This window comes from Nocardioides halotolerans DSM 19273 (genome assembly GCF_000422805.1).
In the GTDB taxonomy this organism is placed as follows: Bacteria; Actinomycetota; Actinomycetes; order Propionibacteriales; family Nocardioidaceae; genus Nocardioides; species Nocardioides halotolerans.
The window spans coordinates 234,502-251,309 of sequence record NZ_KE383924.1 but is presented as its reverse complement, the minus strand read 5'-3'; the positions used below and the strand labels follow the sequence as shown (position 1 = coordinate 251,309).

At 73.3% G+C, this 16,808-nt stretch carries 14 protein-coding genes; 10 read left to right on the top strand and 4 right to left on the bottom strand.

The features are described 5' to 3' along the window. The first annotated feature begins 20 nt into the window (after window positions 1–20). A complete protein-coding gene (locus G514_RS0119710) occupies window positions 21–1,664 on the top strand; it encodes a hypothetical protein (protein ID WP_028653146.1) in 1,644 nt (547 codons plus the stop codon). Window positions 1,665–1,766: 102 nt separating this feature from the next. Beyond that, window positions 1,767–3,389, top strand: coding sequence for a helicase HerA-like domain-containing protein (locus G514_RS0119705; protein ID WP_051247828.1), 1,623 nt, complete (start codon window positions 1,767–1,769; stop codon window positions 3,387–3,389). 1 nt (window position 3,390) lies between these two features. On the opposite strand, the gene G514_RS0119700 is transcribed toward G514_RS0119705, so the two are convergent. Continuing rightward, window positions 3,391–4,170: an ArsR/SmtB family transcription factor gene (locus G514_RS0119700; protein ID WP_051247826.1), complete on the bottom strand. Its 780-nt coding sequence runs from the start codon at window positions 4,168–4,170 to the stop codon at window positions 3,391–3,393. Window positions 4,171–4,311: 141 nt separating this feature from the next. Then, the gene (locus G514_RS30765; protein WP_169576513.1) at window positions 4,312–4,473 is read right to left on the bottom strand and encodes a hypothetical protein; all 162 of its coding nucleotides are present in this window, start codon (window positions 4,471–4,473) and stop codon (window positions 4,312–4,314) included. A 122-nt stretch (window positions 4,474–4,595) separates the two neighbouring features. On the opposite strand from G514_RS30765, the gene G514_RS0119690 reads away from it, so the two are divergent. Next, window positions 4,596–5,087, top strand: coding sequence for a nuclear transport factor 2 family protein (locus G514_RS0119690; protein ID WP_211222191.1), 492 nt, complete (start codon window positions 4,596–4,598; stop codon window positions 5,085–5,087). A 75-nt stretch (window positions 5,088–5,162) separates the two neighbouring features. Here the strand turns inward: G514_RS0119690 and eccCa are convergent, their stop codons facing one another. Beyond that, window positions 5,163–9,260, bottom strand: coding sequence for a type VII secretion protein EccCa (gene eccCa / locus G514_RS0119685; RefSeq protein ID WP_245582279.1), 4,098 nt, complete (start codon window positions 9,258–9,260; stop codon window positions 5,163–5,165). 157 nt (window positions 9,261–9,417) lie between these two features. On the opposite strand from eccCa, the gene G514_RS0119680 reads away from it, so the two are divergent. The 7 genes from G514_RS0119680 (at window position 9,418) to G514_RS27920 (ending at window position 16,328) form a co-directional block, all read left to right on the top strand. Next, on the top strand, window positions 9,418–10,785 hold the full coding sequence (locus tag G514_RS0119680; protein ID WP_028653141.1) for a ubiquitin family protein: 1,368 nt from the start codon (window positions 9,418–9,420) through the stop codon (window positions 10,783–10,785). A gap of 125 nt (window positions 10,786–10,910) precedes the next feature. Further along, the gene (locus G514_RS27930) at window positions 10,911–11,240 is read left to right on the top strand and encodes a WXG100 family type VII secretion target (protein ID WP_084152245.1); all 330 of its coding nucleotides are present in this window, start codon (window positions 10,911–10,913) and stop codon (window positions 11,238–11,240) included. A 28-nt stretch (window positions 11,241–11,268) separates the two neighbouring features. Then, window positions 11,269–11,577, top strand: coding sequence for a WXG100 family type VII secretion target (locus G514_RS27925; protein WP_051247824.1), 309 nt, complete (start codon window positions 11,269–11,271; stop codon window positions 11,575–11,577). Window positions 11,578–11,714: 137 nt separating this feature from the next. Continuing rightward, window positions 11,715–13,073, top strand: coding sequence for a type VII secretion integral membrane protein EccD (gene eccD / locus G514_RS0119665; RefSeq protein WP_028653140.1), 1,359 nt, complete (start codon window positions 11,715–11,717; stop codon window positions 13,071–13,073). Between the two features lie 5 nt (window positions 13,074–13,078). After that, window positions 13,079–14,521 (top strand): type VII secretion protein EccB, encoded by a 1,443-nt coding sequence (locus tag G514_RS0119660; protein ID WP_028653139.1) that lies wholly within the window; start codon window positions 13,079–13,081, stop codon window positions 14,519–14,521. Then, the gene (locus G514_RS0119655) at window positions 14,518–15,795 is read left to right on the top strand and encodes a S8 family serine peptidase (RefSeq protein WP_028653138.1); all 1,278 of its coding nucleotides are present in this window, start codon (window positions 14,518–14,520) and stop codon (window positions 15,793–15,795) included. The genes G514_RS0119660 and G514_RS0119655 overlap by 4 nt, the downstream gene beginning before the upstream one ends. Window positions 15,796–15,830: 35 nt before the next feature. Further along, window positions 15,831–16,328, top strand: coding sequence for a ribonuclease H family protein (locus G514_RS27920; RefSeq protein ID WP_051247822.1), 498 nt, complete (start codon window positions 15,831–15,833; stop codon window positions 16,326–16,328). Here the strand turns inward: G514_RS27920 and G514_RS0119645 are convergent. After that, window positions 16,256–16,804, bottom strand: a complete 549-nt coding sequence (locus G514_RS0119645; protein ID WP_028653137.1) for a DM13 domain-containing protein — start codon at window positions 16,802–16,804, stop codon at window positions 16,256–16,258. The genes G514_RS27920 and G514_RS0119645 overlap by 73 nt on opposite strands. Window positions 16,805–16,808: the final 4 nt, after the last annotated feature.

Sequence of the window (16,808 nt, the reverse complement as noted above, 5' to 3'; positions counted from 1 at the left end):
TAGCCTGCAGGAGGCGAACAATGCACGACTTGAACGCGGCCCACTGGGTCTATCTGGTCGGCGTCCTGGTCATTCTCGGCACGATGCTCGCACGCAAGAACATCGTGGTCCCGGCCGTCTTCTTCACCTTTCTCACCGCCCTGGTCTTCAAGGAGAGCCTGGTCGGAGCCCTGGCTGCCGTCTTCAACGCCAGCCTGGTGGCCGCACAGGAGCTCTTCAGCATCTTCCTGATCATCGCGCTGGTCACCGCCATGCTCGGCTCGCTCCAGGCGCTGGGGGCCGACACCAAGATGGTCGCGCCGTTCAGGAGGGTGATGCGCAACGGTCACCTGGCGTTCTGGACCCTCGCGGCCGTGACGTACATGATCTCGCTGTTCTTCTGGCCGACCCCGGCGGTGCCCCTCATCGGCGCGGTGCTGATCCCGGTCGCGATCGCAGCCGGGCTGCGGCCGATGGCCGTGGCCTTCACCGTGGCCGTCGCCGGCCAGGGCATGGCGCTGTCGAGCGACTACGTCATCCGGGTCGCGCCCGGTCTCTCCGCCACGGCGGCGGGAGTGGACGCCGACTCGGTCGCCAACCGCGCGATGGTGCTCTCGCTGGTCACCGGCATCACCGCGCTCGTCATCGGCTACGTGCTGGAGATGCGCAAGATGCGCACTCCCTCCCAGGAGTGGCTCGACGAGTGGGAGGCCGGCGACGTCGAGGCCAGGGTCCTGGAGCTGACCGAGATCGAGGACGCCCCGACGGTGGGCCACGGGCCTGCGCTGCGGGAGTCGGGCGCCCGTCTTGCTGCCGGTCGCGGCGAGTGGGACGACCAGCAGCCCCGTGCGGCCGCCGCCGGCGTGGCCGTCGCGGAGGGACCCGGGTCCGGGAGCGGCGAGCCGCTCAGCCTCCGCGGGGAGCCCGGCGGCAGCGCCGGAGGCCCCGAGAACCGCGCACCCAAGTGGGCCTCGACGGCCTTCGCGGTCGCGGTCCCGCTCGCCTACCTCGGGCTGATCATCTACCTGATCTACAGCATCAGCAGCAGCGGCACCGACGACGGCCTGAAGGGCGGCGACGCCGCTGCCCTGGTCGGCGGCATCGCCGCGATCACGATCTTCCTGGCGGCGTTCACGGAGAACCGGCGGACCTTCCTCGAGCGCTCCGCGGAGCACGTCGTGGACGGACTGGTCTTCGCGTTCAAGGCCATGGGGGTGGTGCTGCCGATCGCGGGGTTCTTCTTCATCGGGAACGGCGACTTCGCCGGTCGGATCCTCAGCATCGCGCCGAACGAGGACGGCAGCTCGGCCGCCCCGGCGTTCCTGTTCGACCTCGTGCTGCACGGCCAGGAGCACATCCCGGACAACGGCTTCGTGACGGCGTTCGGCGTGCTGATCATCGGCATGGTGGCCGGCCTCGAGGGCTCCGGGTTCTCCGGGCTGCCCCTCACGGGCTCGCTCGCGGGGACGCTCGGTCCCGTGACCGGGGTCGACCCGGAGACGCTGGCAGCGATCGGCCAGATGGGCAACATCTGGTCCGGAGGCGGCACGCTGGTGGCCTGGTCGTCGCTGATCGCGGTCGCGGGGTTCGCGCGGGTGCCGGTGCTCGACCTCGCCAGACGGTGCTTCATCCCGGTGGTCTCGGGGCTCGTCCTCGCAACCATCGTGGCGGTCGTGTTCATGTAGCGACCGTCCCTCCCCGGCCTCGGCCCCCTCGCCACGAGGGGGCCGAGCCTGCGTCCGGGCGACGGCGCGCCCGGCACGTCCGCCACGTCCTAGGGTGGACACGTGACCGAGACGACGACCCCGGGACCTGCCTCGCACGACGACGACCCGATCGTCCAGGCGGTCGCCCCCGGCTACGCCTTCGAGGGTTCGGCGCTCGAGCTCGGGGGCCTGATGCTCGACGCGACCACGCTGACCAGCACCCACATCCGGATCCCGCTCGGGATGCTCAACCGGCACGGCCTCGTCGCCGGCGCCACCGGCACCGGCAAGACCAAGACGCTGCAGCTGATGGCCGAGCAGCTGAGCGCGGCGGGCGTGCCAGTGTTCGCCGCCGACATCAAGGGGGACCTCTCCGGCCTCGCCACGCCCGGTGTGCCGAGCGACAAGCTCGCCGAGCGGACGGCGTCGGTCGGGCAGCAGTGGACGGCCACCGGGTTCCCGGTCGAGTACTACGCGCTGGGCGGGCAGGGCACGGGCATCCCGCTGCGGGTGACGATGTCGGCGTTCGGCCCCACGCTGCTGAGCAAGGTGCTCGGGCTCAACGACACCCAGGAGTCCAGCCTCGGCCTGGTCTTCCACTACGCCGACCAGGCGGGCCTGCCGCTGCTCGACCTGTCCGACCTGCGCGAGGTCGTGAAGTTCCTGACCAGCGACGAGGGCAAGGCCGACCTCAAGAACCTCGGCGGGCTCTCCGCGGCCACGGCCGGGGTGATCCTCCGCGAGCTGATCGGCTTCTCCGACCAGGGCGCCGACGCGTTCTTCGGCGAGCCCGAGTTCGAGTCCGGCGACTTCCTGCAGACCACCGCCGACGGCAAGGGGCTGATCTCGCTCGTCGAGCTCCCGAACCTCCAGGACCGCCCCGCGGTCTTCTCGACGTTCCTCATGTGGCTGCTCGCCGACCTCTTCCACGACCTGCCCGAGGTCGGGGACGTCGACAAGCCCAAGCTCGTCTTCTTCTTCGACGAGGCCCACCTGCTCTTCAACGACGCCTCGAAGGCGTTCCTCGACCAGATCGCCCAGACCGTGCGGCTGATCCGGTCGAAGGGCGTCGGCGTCTTCTTCGTGACCCAGAGCCCGACCGACGTCCCCGACGCCGTGCTCGCCCAGCTCGGCTCGCGCGTCCAGCACCAGCTGCGCGCGCACACGCCGAACGACGCGAAGGCGCTCAAGGCGACCGTCAACACCTACCCCAGCTCGGCGTACGACGACCTCGGTGAGGTGATCACCGGCCTCGGGATCGGCGAGGCCGTCGTCACGGTGATGAACGAGCGCGGCGCCCCGACGCCGGTCGCGTGGACGCGGCTGCGGGCGCCGGAGTCGCTGATGGCTCCGTCCGACCCCGCGGCGATGGCGGCGACGGTCGCGGCCAGCCCCCGCAACGCGAAGTACGCCACGACCGTCGACCGCGAGTCCGCGCGCGAGATGCTCGCCGCCAAGCTCGAGCAGGGTGCGCAGAAGGCAGCCGAGGAGCAGGCCGCCGCCGAGCAGGCGAAGGCCGAGGCCGAGGCGTCGAAGGCGTCCGAGGAGGCGGCCAAGAAGTCGGGCTCGACCTCCCGCCGCAGCAGGAAAGACGAGGAGGGCGTCGTCACCCAGGTCGTGAAGTCGAGCGCGTTCCGGCAGTTCATGCGCACGGCGGCCGCCGAGATCGCGCGCGGGATGTTCGGGACCGGCCGGCGCCGCTGAGCTACCCCGCGGTCAGCCCGGCCAGCGCCGACTCGCCGGCCTCGGTGATCGTGAGCGCCCGGTGACCCGGGCGTCGCTGCACCCAGCGGCGGGCGAGGAAGGCGTCGAGCACCGCGGCCCCCAGGCGCCCGGACAGGTGGTGGCGCTGCTCGCTCCAGTCGAGGCAGAACCGCAGCAGCGGTCGCTGCCCGCCCCCGCGGCGTACGCCGTCGAGGTCGACCCCGAGCTCGACCAGCACCGGTCCGGCGTGCGGGCCGAGCTCGTAGGGGTGCTCGTGGAGCTGTGAGGACAGCGGGTCGTGGCTGCGCCGGCGCGTGTCGTCGATCCCGTCGCTCGCCAGCAGGGCGCCTCGGTCGAGCAGCGCCTGGGTGACCGCGCAGCCGTAGCGGCCGGCGAGGTGGTCGTAGCACGTGCGCGCCCGGCGCAGCGCGGCCGCGCGGGTGCCCTCCCGCAGCGAGCGGACCGGCCTGGGCGGTGCGAGCGCGGAGAGCGCCTCGATCACCGTGGCCACCCGGTCCGAGGCGAGGTGGTAGTAGCGGTGCCGGCCCGACACCTCGACGTCGATGAGGCCCGCCTGCGTGAGCCGGGCCAGCTGCGCGCTGGCCGCCTGCGCGCTGACTCCGGCCTCGTCCGCGAGCACGCTGGCGGCGAGCGCCCGCCCGTCGGCCAGGGCACCCAGGATCGATGCGCGGGTGCGGTCGGCGAACAGCGCGGCCGCGGCGGCGATGTCGACGTCGCCGCCGGCCTCGACGTACGGCTCGGCTGACGGGCTGGTGGCCATGTCCCTAGTCTGCAACGGCCACGGTTCCACGGCCGTGGAAGCGTCGGCGAGGCGCTCGGCATCGCGGCGTACGGCGCCTGGCCACGTGCGGGCGCTACGCCGTCGCCGCGGTCGCGAGCCTGCGCTGACTGCGCCCTGACCTCACGCCGACCAGCGCAGCGCGTCGCTGACGAGGTCGGCCAGCGCGTGCACGCCGCGCAGGTCCTCGCGCTCGGCCATCAGCCGGGCGAGCGCCTGCGCGTGCCGGTGCTTGGGGTCCGAGCGCTCGGGAGCGCCCGGCTGCTGCTCGTCGTCGTCGTCCACGGTGCCTCCTGTCGGATGCACCGAGCCTGCCGGGCGAAGATCGCGCCGAGGTTGACGGCGTGTTGACAGTCGGTTACGGACGCGTCCGCCCCCCGCGTCACCTGTGCACTACCTTGCGCAGCGTGACCGACGACCTGCCCGACCTCGCCGCTCTCGTCCTCGAGGAGCGCGACGTCCGCGCGATCTGCGAGCTGAAGTACCGCTACCTGCGCACCCTCGACTCCAAGGACTGGGACGGCTTCGAGCAGTGCTTCGTGCCCGAGGCGACCGGCGACTACAACGGGCTCGTCTTCGACGACCGCGCCGCCCTCGTCGCCTACATGCGCGAGAACCTCGGCGAGGGCCTGATCACCCTCCACCAGGCCCACCACCCCGAGATCCAGGTCGACGGCGACACCGCCACCGGTGGCTGGTACCTCTACGACCGCGTGATCGTCGAGGCGTTCCAGTTCATGCTCGAGGGCGGCGCGTTCTACAGCGACCGCTACGTGCGCACCCCGGACGGCTGGCGGGTCGCCCACACCGGCTACCGCCGGACCTTCGAGGCGACGTACCACCTCGGCGACCTGCCCGGCTTCAAGCTCAACGGCCCCGGCGTCCACACCCACACCTGACCCGGACGTCGACCCGGCTCGAACTTCACGCCGGGTCGACGTCGAGCCGGCTCGAAGTTCGCGCCGGGTCAGCGCTCAGAGGGTGGGGTCGGTCCACGCCATCTGGACGACCTCGACGCCGCGCTCGCGGGTGATGAGGCGGCCGCGGCCGGGCGGGGCGGGCACGGCGCGCAGGTTGCCGAGCAGCGGCCCCTCGTCGGGGCTGCCGGAGAGCATCAGGCCGGGCATGGCCAGGTCGCGCAGCGACTGGATCACGGGCTCGTAGAGCGCGCGCGACGCGCCACCCGTACGCCGCGCGACGGCGACGTGCAGGCCGACGTCGCGCGCCTGCGCCAGCAGCGGCTGCAGCGCCGCCACCGGCGAGCTCTGCTGGGTGGCGACCAGGTCGTAGTCGTCGACGAGCACGAAGACCTCGGCGCCGTTCCACCACGAGCGGCTGCGCAGCTGCTCGGGGGTGACGTCGGGGCCCGGGATGCGGTTCTCGAGGTACGTCGCGAGGTCGCGCAGCGCCGGCTGGGCCTGGTTGGCGGAGGTGAGGTAGTTGAGGAGGTACTCCTCCGGCACCTCGCCGAGCAGCGCGCGGCGGTAGTCGACGACGACCAGCTGTGCCTGCTGGGGCGTGCGGGTGCGCATCACCTCGCGCGCGAGGCCACGCAGGATCGAGCTCTTGCCGGACTGGCCGTCGCCGAGCACGAGCAGGTGCGGCTCGGTGTCGGGGTCGAGCGAGACCGGCGCGAGCTCCTTCTCGTTGATGCCGACGACGAGCGGGTGCGCGCCCTTGGCCTCGTCGGCGAGCACCGCCGGCGCCCCGGCCTGGGCGAGCACGTCGTCCAGCGAGATCCGCTCGGGGAGCAGCCGCAGCTTCGGGCCGGCCGGTCCGGTCCAGGCCTCGGCCACCCGCCGGACGAGGTCGTCGACGCCGTCGCCGAGCGTCGACGCCTGCACGTCGCCGTCGACGCGGGGGAGCGCGGTGAGGAAGTGCAGCTTGCTCGAGACCAGGCCGCGCCCGGGCCGGTTCTGCGGCACCAGCGCCGCGATCCGGCGGTCGATCTCGGAGTCGAGCGGGTCGCCGAGCCGCAGCTCGAGGCGGCTGCCGAACATGTCGCGCATCGCGGCCCGGAAGTCGGCCCACCGACCCGTCGCGGCGACGATGTGCAGGCCGAAGGTCAGGCCGCGGGTCGAGAGCTGCTGGATCTCGAGCTCGAGGTCGTCGAAGTCGGCGCGCAGCGTGCTCCAGCCGTCGATGACGAGGAACACGTCGCCGTACCCGTCGTCCGCCCGACCCTGCGCGCGCCGCGTGCGGTAGGTCTCGATCGAGTCGATGCCGTTGGCGCGGAAGTAGCGCTCGCGCCGGTCGACGATCCCGGTGACCTCGGCGATGATCCGGCTCACGACGTCGGGCTCCGACCGGGTGCCGATGCCGGAGACGTGCGGCAGGCCGGCCATGCCCGCGAAGGTGCCGCCGCCGAAGTCGAGCACGAAGAACTGCGACTCGAGCGGTGTCGTCGTCAGCGCCATCCCGGCCACGACCGAGCGCAGCGTGGTGCTCTTGCCGCTGCGCGGGCCACCGACCACGGCGAGGTGGCCGGCACCGCCGGACAGGTCGACCGACAGGGTGTCGCGCCGCTGCTCGCGCGGTCGGTCCACGGTGCCGAGGGGTACGACGAGGCCGCCGAGCGCGCGCCACTCCTGGGACACGAGGCCGAGCCGCGGGTCGACCGCGAGGTCGGGCATCAGCTCGTCGAGGGTGTCGGGCACGTCGAGCGGCGGCAGCCAGACCTGGTGCGCGGCCGGCCCGTGCCCGACCATGTGCCCGACGGCGATGTCGAGCAGCGACTGCTGGTCGCCGGGCTCGACCGGCGCCGGCTCGGGCTCGGGCTCGTCGACGGGCACGTCGAGCTTGAGCACCTCCGAGATCGTGAACGGCAGGATGCCGCGGAGCTTGCCGCCCTCGTCGCGGCGTACGCGCACCCGACCGGACGGCGGGCCCGAGACGTAGGCCGCCTTGAACCGCACCATCGTCGTCGGGTCCGGCTTGAGGTAGGCCAGGCCCGGGATGGGCGGCAGCTCGTAGGCGTCGGGCACGCCGAGCACCGCACGCGACTCCTGCGCCGAGAACGTGCGCAGGCCGACGCGGTAGGAGAGGTGCGACTCGAGGCCGCGGAGGCGACCCTCCTCGAGCCGCTGAGAGGCGAGCAGGAGGTGCAGGCCCAGCGAGCGGCCGAGCCGGCCGATGGCGACGAACAGGTCGATGAACTCCGGCTTGGCCGCGAGCATCTCGGAGAACTCGTCGACGACGATGAAGAGCGACGGCAGCGGCTCGAGCGGCTCGCCAGTGGCCCGTGCCTTCTCGTAGTCGCGGATCGAGGCGAAGTTGCCGGCCTCGCGCAGCAGCTCCTGCCGGCGCACCATCTCGCCGCTCAGGGCGTCCTGCATGCGGTCGACGAGCGTGAGCTCCTGGGCGAGGTTGGTGATCACCGCCGACACGTGCGGCAGCTCCGACATCCCCGCGAACGTCGCACCGCCCTTGAAGTCGACCAGCACCATGTTGAGGTGCTCGGGGGAGTGCGTCATGGTCAGCCCGAGCACGAGCGTCCGCAGGAACTCCGACTTGCCCGAGCCGGTCGCACCGATCACCAAGCCGTGCGGGCCCATGCCCTGCTGGGCGGACTCCTTGATGTCGAGGTGCACCACCGCGCCGCCCTCGCCGGTGCCGATCGGGACCCGCAGGCGGTCGCGGGCCGGCCGCTGCTGCCAGGCCCGGTCGGGGTCGAACCGGTGCACGTCGCCGAGCGCCAGCAGCTCCATGAAGTCGGCGTCGCCGCTCGACTCGGCGCCGCTGCTCTCGACCACGCCGCTGACGGTGTGCAGCGGCGTGAGCCGCCGCGCGAAGGCCTCGGCCGTGGCCAGCGAGCACTGGTCGACCTTGGCGCGGATCACCTCGTCGCGCAGCCGCAGCGCCTGCACCGGGTAGCGGCCGCCGACGGGCTCCGTCGCCTCGGACGCCGCCTCGAACTGCAGCCGGAGCCGGGTCGGGTCCTCGAGCTCGTCCCAGCGCACCGGCAGGTCGAGCACCGTGACGCCGTGCACGCCGTCGGGCGGCACGGTGTGGTTGCCCGGCGGCAGCTCGGCGCCGTCGATCACGAGGAGGATGTGCGGGGTCGCGGGCCGCTCCTCGGCGCCGAAGCGCGGCCGCTCGCTCAGGTCGGCCGGCAGCAGGGACGCCAGCTCGTCGAGCGAGGTGGACACCATCCGCCGCGGCCCCACCGCGTCGGACTGCTGCGCGCTCTGGCCGTGGGGCAGCCACTTGATCCAGTCCCAGTGCGCGAGGTTCTGCTCGGTGCTGAGCACGGCGACGACGAGGTGCTCGGGGGAGTGGAACGCCGTCGCGGAGCAGATCATCGCCCGCGCCAGCGAGCGCGCCGGCTCCTCGGGGCCGCACACCTCGATCCGGTCGAACGCCCGCAGGTCCACCGACGCCGGGAGGTCGGGCTGGAGCCGGTGCACGACGAGCAGCCGGTGCAGCGCCGACGCCGCGGCGGGGTCGACCTGGTCGATCGGTGCGCTCTCGGGCGGCAGCAGCTCGAGCGAGAGCGGCTGGTGGCACACGCCGTAGCGCACGTGCAGGAACCGCGGGTCGCTGCTGCCGTGCTCCCAGATGCGGGTGCGGTCCTCGGCGAGCGCGGGCAGCGCGGCGGGCTCGGGGTGGTGCCACGTGAGCGCCTGCCGCTGCTGGTCGGCGGCCTCGCGGGCGAGCTGGCGGACGTTGGCGAGGTAGCGGAGGTACTCGGTGCGGGTGCCGGTGACCTGCTGGATCCGCTGCTTGCGCTGGCGGTCGATCTGCACGACGACGAACCCGAGGGTCGCGAAGAGGAACATGCCGGCCGCGATGTACTGGCGGCCGCCGGTGCTGGCGCCGCTCATCGTCGCGACGAGCACGATCGAGCCCAGCGAGCCGAGCATCGGGATCGCGTTCATCAGCACGCCGCTGGCGCCCTCGGACTGCTCGATCTGGGGCGGCGGCTGCAGCTGGAGCTGGCCGTGGGGCAGCTCGGGCTCGCCGACCCGGCCGCCGCGCAGCGTGCTCGTGCCCGGCCCCGGGGTCTGCGTCGTCGACCCGGTGGCGGACAGGGCGGGGGTGAGGCCACCGCCCGGTGCCGCGGTGCGTGGCACCAGCGGCCTCTCCGTCGTCGTCACACCACTCCCGTCATCCCCGAGCCGGACCGTCCGATGATAGGTGTGCCCCCGAATCGGGGAACTAGTCTCGCTACCGGCCCGGGATCACGCCGGGCTGGTCCGGCTCGGTGACGGGACACGAGGTGGTGGCGCGATGGAGGGCGGCAGGCGGCTGGCGCACGACACCGTCGCGCTGACCGTGCACGGGCCCGCGGGTGCCCTCGACCTCGTGGTGCCGCCCGAGGCGTCGGTCGACGACGTCGCGCGCGAGTACGCCGCCCGGGCGGGCCTCCAGTTCGCGCCGACCCTGCACCGCCGCACCGGGACCGTGCTCGAACCCGGCGCGTCGATGGCCGACCTCGGCATCCGCAGCGGAGAGGTCCTGGCCGCCGGAGGCGCGGTGCGCCGGCACGCCGGCGACCACGTGGCCGTCGAGGCGGACGCCCCGCCCCCAGGTCCGTTCTCGGTCACCTGGTTCGCCGTCGCCGTAGCCGTCGCGGGGCTGGCCGGCTGGTTCGGCGCCCGGGTCGGCGGCCTCGACAGCGACGAGGGACGGCTGACGGTCGGTCTCCTCGGCTTCTCGGCGTTCCTGGGCGTCCTGCCCGTCGGGCGGCTCAGTGCGCACCGCATGGTCGCCGCGCCCGCCTTCGCGGCCGCCGCGGCGTTCGCCGTCGTCTGGGAGCCGGAGACCGAGCGGCTCCCGACGGTCGTCGGTGTCACCGCGCTGGTCGCGGCCGTCGCGGCCGGCGTCGCCCGTGCGCTCGACGTCCAGGGCGACGAGGCGCTGCGCGTCTGGATCGTGGTCGGTGTCGGGCTGTTCCTCGTCACGGCTGCCGGCGCGCTGCTGCACGCCGACCCGCGCGTCGTGTGGAGCGTGCTGCTGCTCGCCGCGACGCTGGCCGCGCGCTTCGTGCCGGCGATGGCGGTCGACGTGCCCGATCAGTTCCTCATCGACCTCGAGCGCCTGGCGGTCACGGCCTGGTCCGCCCGCGAGCGGCCGGCCGGACGGCGCGGCCGGACGATGGTGCCGCCCAGCGCGGTCGCCCACGTCGCGGCCCGCGGTGCGCGGATCGTCACCGCGTCGGCGGCGGGCGTGTGGGCGGTGGTCGCGGTGTCGGCCCCGATGCTGCTGAAGACCGCCGACCTGCCCGTCGACCGCATCGGCGCGCGGGTGATGGTCGGGCTCTCCGGAGCGGCGCTGCTGCTAGCGGCGCGCAGCTACCGGCACCCCGCCGCGCGCGCGCTGCTGCGCGGCGCCGGGCTCAGCTGCTGGGCCGCGCTCGCCGTCGTGCTGCTCGACGTCGTCGACCCGGGGCAGCGCATCGCCGTGGGCATCGCCGGCATCCTGCTCGCCGTCCTCCTCGTCGTCGTGGCGGTGGCGACCGGCCGCGGCTGGCGCTCGGCCTGGTGGTCGCGTCGTGCCGAGGTGGCCGAGGGCCTCGCCGGCGCCGGGACGATCGCCGCGCTCGTCGTCGCGTCGGGGCTCTTCCGGACCCTGTGGGAAATCAAGTTCCGGGTTTAGGGGTCCGGCTCGCGGGGAGAACGGGGTTGTCCGGGTCACACTGACGATCCGGCGCACGGCAGCACACATCGCACACACGACTCGGGTGGCTTCGACATGCCGCTCACGGAAAGGGATGAGGCGACATGGCGACGCCAGAGATGAAGGCAGGCGACCGGACGCTGTCACGCGCGGCGGGCATGGTTGCCAACGCCAAGAGCGACTTCGACCGGCTCTCGCGGACGATGTCCGACACGATCGTCGGCTACCAGGGCAAGTGGCAGGGCCAGGGCGGCAAGGCCTTCTTCGGCCTGCACCAGGCCTGGACCGAGAAGCAGGACCGCATCGTCCGCGCCCTCAACGACTTCGAGGCCGCGCTGACCTCGACCGAGCGCGACAACATCAACACCGACCAGGCGCAGTCGGACAACATGAACAAGAACCACAGCCGCCTCGACGGCGTGAAGCAGTACTGACCCGGACGACAGGACGAAGGAGAGAGACATGACCAGCAGTGGCTTCGACGGCCTCGTCGTCAACCACGGTGGCCTCCAGGAGGTCACCGACCATCTCTACAAGATGGTCAAGGACATCGACGACCGCATGAACAACCTCGAGCGCGACCTGGCCCCGCTGCAGAGCGAGTGGTCCGGTAACGCGCAGACGGCCTACGTCGACGCGAAGCGCAAGTGGGACACCGCGATCGCCGAGATGATGCAGCTCCTCAACGACACCGGCACGACCGTGGGCCAGTCCAACCAGGACTACCACTCGGCCGACATGCGCGGCGCCAACTCGTTCCAGATCGGCTGAGCCTGGAGCACCGCAGCTCGCACGACACGTCGCACGACACCTCGGAGGACCGGCGCCCGGCGCCGGTCCTCCTGCCGTGTGAGGAGGGCGGGTACTCCCCGCACTACAGTCCCGTTCGTCACCATTCGGGAGGTCACATGAGTCAGGCACCGGTCAGCACGTCGGGACTGGTGCGGGTCAGCGTCTCGTCCGGCACCCGCCGGGTCGACCTCGTGCTGCCCGGCTCGGTGCCACTGGCCGAGCTCGTGCCCGAGCTGGCTCGCAGCGTCGGGCTCCTCGACGCCGCGACCGCCTACGGCGGCTACCGCGTGGTCACGGCGGACGGCCGCGAGCTCGCACCCGAGACCGGCCTGATCACCCAGGGGGTCGAGGACGGCGGCCTGCTCACGGTCACCGCGGGTGTCGACGAGGCACCGCCGCGCATCTACGACGACGTCGTCGAGGCGATGACCGACGTGGTCGAGCGCGACCTGCAGCCGTGGGCGCCGGCCTCCGGTCGGCGTACCGCCCTCGCGGCGGCGGGCCTGCTCATGGCGCTCGGCGCTGTCGCGCTGCTGATCCAGTACACCTCGCTGCTGGCGGGCGTCGCCGCCGCGGTCGTGGCGATGGCGCTGGTGGCCGGCGCGATCGTGCTCTCGCGGGCCCAGCACGAGCCCGAGGCCGCGGTGGTGGTGGCCTGGATGGGCTGCCTCTACGCCGCGCTCGCCGGGCTGATGCTCGTGCTGCGCGAGGACGGCGACTTCTTCGGCCTCCCGGTCGCGTGCGCAGGCGGCGGGGCGCTGGTGGCGGCCCTGATCTGCGTCGTCGGCCTCGGCGAAGGGCGCACGCTCGCGCTGCCGCCGGTCGTGGTCGGGGCGATCTTCCTCGCCACCGGGCTGCTGACCCGGGCCGGCTCGTTCGACCCCGCGGTGGTGCTCACGACGGCGCTGGCGGTCGTGGTGCTCGCGGGCTCGGTCTTCCCCTGGCTCGCGCTCGGCGTCACCAGCACGCACGTCGACCAGCTGTTCGCCCCGGCCGACATCACCGCCGACCCCGAGGAGATCGACCCGGCGCGCGTCCGCTCCGACGCCCGGCTCGCCCACCAGATCCTGGTCGCCACCTCGGCGACGGTCGGCCTGCTGCTCGTGCTGGTCGCGCCGCTCGCCGTGAGCCTGGGCCTCTCCGGCACGCTCCTGGCGGTCGTCTCCTGCCTGGTCGTAATGCTGCGGACCCGCCAGTACCGCACCGGCCAGGAGGTCCTCGTCGGGCTCGGCTCGGGCATCCTCGGCCTGGGGTCGATCGCCGTCTCGCTGCTGTGGATGCACCCCGACTGGCGCCCGACCGTCGCGGTCACCCTCGCCGCGACCGGCGCCGCCCTGCTCGCGCTCACGCTGGTGCCCACGACCTCGTCGCTGCGACGGGGCCGGCTCGGCGACCTCGCCGAGACCGTCTCGCTCCTCGCGCTGCTGCCGCTGGTGGTGCTCGCGACCGGCATCTACTCCGCCATCAAGAGCTGATCCTGATGGCCACCAAGAAGGACCTCGTCGAGGCCTACTCGTTCTCGCGGCGCCGGCTCGTCACGGCGTTCCTCTCCGGCGCACCGGGCGGGCGCGAGGTGGAGCCGTCGCGCCCCGGTCGCACCGTGGTCGGCGGGCTCGCGCTCGCGGTGCTCCTCGTCGCCGGTGCCGCGATCGCCTCGGTGCTCTCCGCGCGCACGCCGGAGGACTGGAACCGCGTGGGGCTGGTGGTCACGCGGGGCGACCAGCCGGCGACGTACGTCATCCTCGAGGAGGACGACCCGCCCGAGCTGATCCCGGTCATCAACATCACCTCGGCGCAGCTGATCCTCGGTGCCGACGTGAAGGCCACCTCCGTCGACCAGGAGGTCGTCGACGAGCAGACGCCCGGCATCCCGATCGGCATCCTGGGGGCGCCGCAGACCCTGCCGCGGCCGCGGCAGTTCATCCAGACGGGCTGGACCGCGTGCACGAACGACGACGTCGGCATCGCCGTCGACGTGTCCGACGAGGAGCGGGTCACGCCGACCACGAGCGCAGCCATCGTCGTGCACAGCGCGGAGCGCTACTGGCTGATCGCCACCTCGAGCAGCCGCGAGGCTCGCGAGCAGCGCGCCTACCGCTACCCGATCGCCGAGTCCGAGGGCGACAACCTCCTGATCGACTACGGCCTCGGTCAGAAGGTCGAGGCGATCGACGTGCCGGCGCAGTGGCTCGCGCTGTTCCCGGAGGGCGGCGAGATCGGGCCGGGCGGGTTCGACCTGCCCCACCTCGGCCGGAAGGCGGTCGATGCCCCGGTGCCGGACGCGCGGGTCGGCGACTACGTCGTCGACGGCGACCGCGCGGCGATGGTGATCGACGGCGGCTGGCAGCCGCTGGACCCGTTCGCGCTCGCGGTGCTGGAGAACTCGTCGTTCAAGCACGGCCCCCGCCTGCTCGAGGGCGTGGGCCTGCCCGCGTCGTACGCCGAGACGACCTACACCGGTGCGCACTGGCCCGACACGGCGCTCGGGCCGCTCAACTCGGCCCCCTGCGCGCAGCTCGACGTCGCGGCGGGCCAGGCTCCGCGGGTGTGGCTGGCCGGCTCGCCGACCGCGGACGCCGAGTCGCCGGAGGCGGGCGCCGAGGGCGAGATCGCCGCCGCCCAGCGGACGGTCTCGCTCGACCGCGGCCGCGGCGCGTTCGTCCAGGTCGGCACCTGGGACGAGACCGAGAGCGACTCCACGATCGTCATCGACCCCCTCGGCAAGGCCTACCCGCTGGTGGGCGGTCCCATCACGCTCGAGAAGCTCGGCTACGACGAGAGCACCGCGCCCGTGGTGCCCGACGAGTGGGCCGGGCTGTTCGACGAGGGCGTGGCCCTCTCGACGAGCGCGGCGTTGTGCCCGCCGGCCAACCAGCCGGGCCAGCCGCAGTCGTCGGAGGACTGCCGGAAGCCGCCGACGTGAGGCTCGCGCTCGCCGGCGCCGCGGTGACGGCCTCGCTCGTCGTGTGCCCGGCCGCGGTCGCCGACGACGGCGTGGAGGCCGACTGCCAGGCCATCCCGCTGCAGGACACCACGCACTTCGCCACGAGCGCGCCGAGCCTGCCGCTCCAGGAGATGGGCGTCGACGACGCGCTGGCACGGCTGAAGAAGCTGCGCGTCAAGCCGGGGGAGGGCGTGACGGTCGCGGTCATCGACTCCGGCGTCGCGAGCTCGGCTCCGATCCGTCGCGCGGGCGAGCCGGTCCGGGCCGGCGTCAAGCAGCAGGAGCCGGTCTACTACCACGGCACGGCGGTGGCGGGCCTGATCGCGGGACGGGCCCGGCCCGGCGGCGGGCCCGTGGGCATCGCGCCGTGGGCGCGCATCTTCGACGTGCGCGTCTACGACGAGCCGGACGCGTCGACCGCCCCCGACAGCACCGAGTCGCCGATGACGGTCGACAACCTGCGCGAGGGCCTCGACGCCGTGATCGCCGCGGTGCCGACCCTGGACATCCGGATCGTGAACATGTCGCTCGCGATCCCCGAGGACCCCGAGATCGAGGCCAGGATCGCCCGGCTCTGGGAGCTCGGGGCGGTGGTGGTCGCCCCGACCGGCAACCGGTCCTCCGAGCTGCCGAGCGACCTGCCGGCGTCGTTCGAGGCGCACGCCGCGGGCGAGGACGCCGCGCCGTACATCCACCCAGCCGACCTCGAGCACGTGCTCGGCGTCAACGCCACCCCCGCCGGGTCGAGCAACCCCGACCCCACGAGCTGGGTGCTGGAGAACTCGACGACCGACGTCGCCGCACCCACCGCGGGCGGCGTGTCCTACTCGCTGCGCGGCGAGTCGTGCCTCCTGGCCGACCCCGCGACGTCCTACGCCGCCGCGGAGGTCTCCGGCGTGCTGGCCCTGCTCCAGTCGGCGCGCGACGAGTCGATCGCGGCGTCCGTGCGGCGCCTGCTCACCACCGCCAACGGGCGCCCCGACGTCCCCAACACCCTCGTCGGTGCCGGCGAGGTGCAGGCGATGGACGCGCTGACCCGGCCGATGCAGGTCGACGACGACGGCACGGAGGTCGGGGCAGGCACCGTCGAGCACGAGCCGCAGCTGCTCTCGGTGCCCGACGAGCCCGAGGACGTCCTCGCCCAGACGCGCGACGACGCGGTGTGGTGGGGCCTGGCCGGCGGCGGCACGCTGCTGCTCGCCCTGCTCCTGCGTCCGGTGCTGGCGCGCCGTCGGCGTACTGTCTCCCGCTGATGCCCCGTCCTGGTTCCCGCCCCCGCCCTGCCGACATGGCCGTGCCGGCCGGCGCCCGCTCGGTGTTCACCGACGGCGCCTGCTCCGGCAACCCCGGCCCCGGCGGCTGGGCCTGGGCGCTCTCGACCGAGGAGTTCGCCTCCGGCACCGAGAACCCCTCGACCAACCAGCGGATGGAGATCCGGGCGGCGCTCGAGGCGGTGCGGTCGCTGTCGGGGCCGCTCCTGGTCGTGTCGGACTCGACCTACGTCGTCAACTGCTTCCGCGACCGGTGGTACGCCGGGTGGCAGGCCCGCGGCTGGGTCACGTCGGCGAGGAAGCCGGTCGCCAACCGCGACCTCTGGGAGCCGCTCGTCACGCTGGTCGCGCAGCGCGGCGACGTCGCCTTCCAGTGGGTCAAGGGGCACTCGGGGCACGAGATGAACGACTTCGTCGACCGGCTGGCGGTCGAGGCGAGCCGTCAGGCGGGCGTGAGTGCCGCGGCTCCGAACGAGACCGAGAACCTCTCGCACCAGATCGACACGCTCTGGTAGTCGGCCAGGTCGACGCGGGCGGGCAGCTCGTAGACCAGGTTGCCCTTGTTGCCGCGCAGCTCGCCGAGGTCGACGTACCTCCCGTCGTCGAAGACCCGCCAGCCGTCGTCGGTGACCTCGGCGTCGGTGAGCCAGACGTGCAGGTCCGGACCGTCGGAGGTGTCGAGGTCTTCGATCGCGAGCAGCCGACGCCCGTCGGGCTGGCCGACGACGCGGACCCGTCCGCTCGTGCCGTGCTCATGGCTGACGAACCGCCCGCGCAGGAGCTCGACCGGCGCCACCGGGGTCGGGGCGGCTTCGAGTGACGTCGGCTCCGTGCTCGTGGTGGCGGTGCTGCCGGGTGACGACGGACCGGCCACCGCGGGCAGCCGCTCGTCGACCTCGCGGGTGGTGACGAGCCGCCACGGCTGGAACCAGTAGCCGCCTGCCACCACGAGGACGACCGCGAGCCCCGCGACCCACCACCTGCGCCTCATGGGG

Bases quoted from the DNA above. Each gene is read 5' to 3' on its own strand.
- G514_RS0119710 (WP_028653146.1), top strand. From the start codon at position 21: ATGCACGACTTGAACGCGGCCCACTGGGTCTATCTGGTCGGCGTCCTG.
- G514_RS0119700 (WP_051247826.1), bottom strand. From the start codon at position 4,170: ATGGCCACCAGCCCGTCAGCCGAGCCGTACGTCGAGGCCGGCGGCGAC.
- G514_RS0119680 (WP_028653141.1), top strand. From the start codon at position 9,418: ATGGAGGGCGGCAGGCGGCTGGCGCACGACACCGTCGCGCTGACCGTG.
- G514_RS27930 (WP_084152245.1), top strand. From the start codon at position 10,911: ATGGCGACGCCAGAGATGAAGGCAGGCGACCGGACGCTGTCACGCGCG.
- G514_RS27925 (WP_051247824.1), top strand. From the start codon at position 11,269: ATGACCAGCAGTGGCTTCGACGGCCTCGTCGTCAACCACGGTGGCCTC.
- eccD (WP_028653140.1), top strand. From the start codon at position 11,715: ATGAGTCAGGCACCGGTCAGCACGTCGGGACTGGTGCGGGTCAGCGTC.
- G514_RS0119660 (WP_028653139.1), top strand. From the start codon at position 13,079: ATGGCCACCAAGAAGGACCTCGTCGAGGCCTACTCGTTCTCGCGGCGC.
- G514_RS27920 (WP_051247822.1), top strand. From the start codon at position 15,831: ATGGCCGTGCCGGCCGGCGCCCGCTCGGTGTTCACCGACGGCGCCTGC.
- G514_RS0119645 (WP_028653137.1), bottom strand. From the start codon at position 16,804: ATGAGGCGCAGGTGGTGGGTCGCGGGGCTCGCGGTCGTCCTCGTGGTG.